This is a genomic window from Stieleria sp., assembly GCF_041595215.1.
Classification (GTDB): Bacteria; Planctomycetota; Planctomycetia; order Pirellulales; family Pirellulaceae; genus Stieleria; species Stieleria magnilauensis.
Genome location: NZ_JBFHKV010000573.1, coordinates 1 through 5,360 on the forward strand (window position 1 = coordinate 1; position 5,360 = coordinate 5,360).

3 protein-coding genes and 2 pseudogenes are annotated in these 5,360 nt (G+C 61.1%); 4 read left to right on the forward strand and 1 reads right to left on the reverse strand.

The features are described 5' to 3' along the window. Window positions 1–428: pseudogene (locus ABX749_RS20280) on the reverse strand (hypothetical protein); the annotation flags it as partial. Window positions 429–694: 266 nt separating this feature from the next. Between ABX749_RS20280 and ABX749_RS20285 the strand changes: the two are divergent. The 4 genes and pseudogenes from ABX749_RS20285 to ABX749_RS20300 all read left to right on the forward strand — a co-directional run. After that, entirely contained in the window at window positions 695–1,777 is a 1,083-nt protein-coding gene (locus tag ABX749_RS20285; protein ID WP_372897578.1) for an AAA family ATPase, read from the forward strand. Then, entirely contained in the window at window positions 1,767–2,648 is an 882-nt protein-coding gene (locus ABX749_RS20290) for a DUF58 domain-containing protein (protein WP_095736441.1), read from the forward strand. Before ABX749_RS20285 ends, ABX749_RS20290 begins: the two co-directional genes overlap by 11 nt. Before the next feature lie 14 nt (window positions 2,649–2,662). Then, window positions 2,663–5,071: a BatA domain-containing protein gene (locus tag ABX749_RS20295; protein ID WP_372897579.1), complete on the forward strand. Its 2,409-nt coding sequence runs from the start codon at window positions 2,663–2,665 to the stop codon at window positions 5,069–5,071. Then, window positions 5,068–5,360 (forward strand): annotated as a pseudogene (locus ABX749_RS20300) (VWA domain-containing protein); the annotation flags it as partial. The gene ABX749_RS20295 and the pseudogene ABX749_RS20300, both read left to right, overlap by 4 nt.

Below are 5,360 nucleotides of genomic sequence, written 5' to 3' on the forward strand. Positions count from 1 at the left end.
GTCTGCAAGTAACGCTGAATCATCGCCGCTTCACTGGCAGCGCGATCAGGCAGGTCGTTGAAGTGGGTGACATCGATTCCCAGCACACGGAGCGGCAAACTGGTCGGATAGCGGCCGATCGCGGCGTCGTAGGTTTCCAACGCCGGTTCGTATTGCCCGGTCGCCAGTTGGCATCGAATCAGCAGTTCCGACCAGCGGCGATTCCAAATCCCCCGGTCGACTTCGGCCTTGGCGATTTCTTCCGCCTCGTCAATTTTCCCCGACAGAAACAACGCTTCGGCTTCGGAGTAATTGGCCGCCAACGCGGCATGGCACGGTAGAAGCAACACCAACAAGGCGAATGTGGCGGCCCGCAACCGGCCGGCGGCGATGATGGAGTGATGTTTCGGTTGCCCGCCTTGAGTCCGATCCGCCGTGATACTGGACACTTGGGTGATGTGTCGACAAACACGATGACTGTGACAACTCGGGACGGCGCGGTGCGGCAGCACAACGCGAAAGGCAGACGGTCGAAACACGGCGGTGGGCACCATTGGGCGGGTCGGTTCAATCGCACAACCTACGATTGTAGCGGAACGGACCAGGGCAAGGGTCGATCGAGACAGTTCGGGCGCGTTCCTATATCCGGCGCGTAGTCCGGCTGGTATCCTGTAGCGGTTCAGTAAGCGTGGCACCTTTTGATTGTGGGAACGGAATGGATAACTCGGTCGAGTCAGCAGGGAACGACGGGGCGGCGATGGGCGAGCTTTCGGCAGCCGACGCGGCACGTCTTAACGATGCCAAAAAACAGATCAGCCAGGAACTTGGCAAAGTCATTGTCGGACAGCAGGAAGTCATCGAAGAGATCATGATCGGGCTGTTCAGTCGCGGTCACGTTCTGCTCGAAGGCGTCCCCGGGCTGGCCAAAACGTTGATGATCAGCACACTGGCCCGAACGATGGACCTGGCGTTTTCTCGCGTCCAGTTCACCCCCGACCTGATGCCAGCCGACGTCACCGGAACGGAGATCATCGAAGAGGACCGTTCAACCGGGCACCGCGGGTTTCGGTTCATGGAAGGCCCGTTGTTCGCCAACATCATCCTGGCCGACGAAATCAACCGCACGCCGCCCAAGACCCAAGCGTCGCTGTTGGAAGCGATGCAGGAACGGCAGGTCACGGTCGGACGAACCCGCCACCCGCTGCCCAATCCGTTCTTTGTGCTGGCCACGCAAAACCCGATCGAACAGGAAGGCACCTACCCGTTGCCCGAAGCGCAACAGGACCGCTTCATGTTCAAGGTGTATGTCGAATACCCCTCATTTGACGAGGAGTTCGAAGTCGCGCGGCGAACCACCGGCATGGAAACCGGCGACGTCCAAGCGGTGCTCAACGCCGAAGAGATCATCCGTTTGCAAGACTTGGTGCGACGGGTTCCGGTCAGCGATCACGTGGTGCGTTACGCGTTATCGTTGGTCCGCCAAACCCGCGTCGGCGACGACGGCGTGCCGGATTTCGTCAACGACCTGGTCGGTTGGGGAGCCGGTCCGCGGGCGGTCCAGTTTCTGATCCTCGGCGGCAAGGCCCGGGCACTGTTGGAAGGTCGTTTTCATGTCTCGATCGACGACATCCAACAACTGGCCAAACCCGTCCTCCGTCACCGCATGGTGGTCAATTTTGCCGCCGAAAGTGACGGGGTGACCAGTGACAATGTGATCGATCGCATCGTAGCGGCGACACCGACGACCGAAGACGAGCTTTCGCGTGATGCCCGATTCCAAAAAATATTTGCGTCCTGAAGTCACGCAGCGAATCCGTCGAATGGAATTGACGGCGCGTCGTGTGGTCGAAGGATTCCTGTCGGGCATGCACCGCAGCCCCTACTTCGGCCAGTCGATCGAATTCCTGCAGCACCGCCAATACAACACCGGTGACGAGCTTCGTCATATCGATTGGAAGGTGTACGCGCGGCAGGATCGCTTGCACATCAAACAGTACGAAGAAGAAACGAACTTGCGGTTGACGCTGCTGGTCGATCGCAGCGCCAGCATGTCGTACGGCGAAGGCGAAACGAACAAGTTCGATTACTCCGCGTCCATCGCCGCGTCGCTGGCCTACTTGGCCCTGCGCCAGAAAGACGCCTGCGGAGTGATCACGTTCGACACCGAAGTCCGTGACATCGTGCCGGCCAAAAGCAATCAGCAACAACTGGCGCGAATCTTGTCGATGTTGGATCAGGTCGGGGCTGACGGCCGAACCGATTTGGTCCGCGTCGCTAAACAGGTCGGCCAGGCGATCCCCCGTCGTGGGCTGGTGCTGATCGTTTCAGACCTGTTGGGAATCGACTCGCTGGTCGAAGGGATGCGGGTGCTCCGTTCGCGGGGACACGACGTCGCCTTGTTCCACGTTTTGCATGACGACGAAATCGAATTCCCTTTCAACGGTGCGACGCGGTTCGAAGGGCTCGAAAGCGACGACATGCTCAATTGCAATCCCCGCGCGCTGCGACAGGGTTACGTCGAGGCGCTCGATCAATTCTTGAACGCAACACGTAAAGCGTGTGGTCGGCTTTCGATCGACTACATCCAAGTCCGAACCAGCGACCCACTGGATGCACTGCTGGCACGATTCCTGTCGCACCGCACCTCGCTTCCCAAGCTACGCCGGTAAGGAGGCCGCGAACCATGTTCTTGTATCCCGCTCTGCTGGCCGGCTTCGCCTTCGTCGCCGTTCCGTTGTTGGTCCATCTGATCAACATGCTGCGTCACCGTCGACGACGGTGGGCGGCGATGGATTTTTTGTTGGCCAGTTATCGAAAACAAAAAAAGTGGCTGCGGCTGCGGCAATTGTTGCTGCTGTTGACCCGCCTGGCCGTCGCCGCGGTGTTGGTCATGATGCTGTGCGGATGGACCGGCGGCCGTCAAATCCTGGGTGCCCTGGGTGGGCAAACGACGCACCACATCATCATCCTGGACGACAGCTATTCGATGGGAGACGTCAGCGGGGGCGGTGAAGCGACCTCTTATGATCGGGCCCTGCAGGCGTTACAGCAGTTGACGCAACGGCTGGTCAACGACGAGGGCAATCATCAAATCACGGTGATGCGTGCCAGCCGCGCCGCCCTGGCCGTCCAGGGTGGCAGCGATTCCGGCGACGTCGCCGCGGACCTGTCCAGCCAAACCGTCCTGGGCGACAGCAGTCTGATCGCACGCGTGATGGCGACCGCGGTGTCACCGATCCGAACCGATCTGGTCCCGGCGCTGGACCTGGCCGGCGAATTGGCCGCCGCAACCTCGGCGGACAACCAGTACGTTTACATCGCCAGCGACTTTCGTGCCCGCGACTGGGGATCGACCGAGCGGCTGGCCGAAGCGATGCGCAAGTTTTCCAGCGACGATTTAAAGGTCCGCATGATCGACTGTGCCAATCGTCCCGAGCGAAATTTGGCCGTCACCGATCTCGCGCCCGTCCAAGACGTCTGGGTCGCCGGTGTTCCCGTCGTCGTCCGCGCGACGATCAAGAACTACAGCGGCCGCGAAGTCAAGAACGTCACGCTGGCCTGCCGCGTCATTCGTTATGGAAACGAGGTTCAATCGGTCGATCCGTCGCGCCGCGTCAGCGGTGTCGTCGATTCGTTGCCCGGGTTGGTCATCGAGTCGCTGGCCGCCGGTGCCGAAATCACCAAATCGTTTCAAGTCTTCATCGCCGAAACCGGGACCCATGCGATCGAAGTGGAACTGCCCTCGGATGCGTTGGCCGCCGACAACCAGCGAACCTGCACGCTGCCGCTGAGCGATGTCGAACGCGTGTTGGTGATCGATTCGGATGTCGACGAAGCCGGCGCGTACACTGTCGCTGCCGTGCTCGATCCCGGCAGCCAAGTTCGTATCGGTGCCCAGCCGGACATCAAACCGCCGGCGTTTCTGCGCAGCGCGACGATGGAGATGTTGGCACCTTACCGCGCGATCTATTTGATGGATTTGCCGCAGATCAACGAAACCACCGCGACGGCATTGCAGCAATACGTCGAAGCGGGCGGCGGGATCGCCTGGTTCCTCGGAGACGCCGTCGAGGCGAGCGACTACAACCGCATCTTGCTGACTCAGGATCGACGCCTGTTGCCCGCACCGCTGCAAACGATTGAAGCGTTGCCCGTCGGCGGGTCGACCCAAACGGGCGATGTTCTATTCGGCGACAACGACACCTTCCTGGATCCGCTACGCAGCGCCGGGGATGCTTCGCTGTCGATGATCGGCGTCGCCAAGGGCTGGACGCTTGCCGATGATGCAGACGCGACGGGAGAGCCCCGGCGGTATCGCAAGGTGTTGGTCCGCCGCGACGGCGTTCCCCTGGTCACCGAACACACCTCCGGCGCGGGAACCGTCGTCACCGTGCTCAGCAGCCTCGCCCCGGACTGGACCAACTGGCCCGGCGACCCGACGTTTGTACCGTTCATGTTGCTGTCCAACGCGCGGCTCTGGAGCGGCGCCAGCGCGTCAACGTCCCACTCAGTCACCGAACCGCTTCGCAAAACCCTTTCCACCCGATCCTATTTTCCGGAAATGAAATTGGTGACACCCGCCCAGTCCCCGCCCCGCGTGGTGATGGAAATCATCGGCACCGAAGCGGAAGCGGACACCGTCCGTGTGTCACTCGATCCGGTCGAACGCTTGATCGCCAGTGAATCCAACGTCGACGAACTGCTGCGTCCCGGGCTGTTCGAGTGGGGACTTTTGAAAGCCGATGGCGGCGGCGAGGTCATCCCGTCGGCCAGCACGATCGTCGGGGGTGAGGGTGACTTGGAACGCGCCGACGCCGCCGAGATTCGTCGCGCCCTGTTGCCGATCGACGTGCAATTTGTATCCAGCGAAGATTGGCGGCAACAGAATCAGTTTGCCGGCAGTTCCACCCTCGGGCTGATGCTGTTGGCGCTGCTCGGGTTGCTGTTGGCGGCCGAACAGGCATTGGCCTATTGGGCCAGCTATCACACTCGGGCAGCCGTTTCGACCGGCGGCACGCTGGCAGCGGACGATCCGCGTGGCGGTTCAAAGCGTCACGAATTTGGTTTGGCGGCGGGAGGGCGATCGGCGTGAACGAAACACTAGAACAGTCCACCGAGAGCAGCGTGGCGCTGGAGAGCACCGTTTATGAATTCGCCCGCGCCGCCTCGATCGAAGGCTGGTGGTGGTGGGCGTTGTTGTTGATCTCGACCGCGGTGGTGATTTTTGGCTGCGCGCGGTTTTACCGGCGCGACACCGCGGAACTCTCCCGTTCGGTCAGCATCACTCTGATCTTTTTGCGGCTGGCGATGATCGTCGCCCTGCTGTTTTTCTTCTTTGACCTGCAACGCCGCACTCAACGAGAGATCCTGCGACCGAGCGA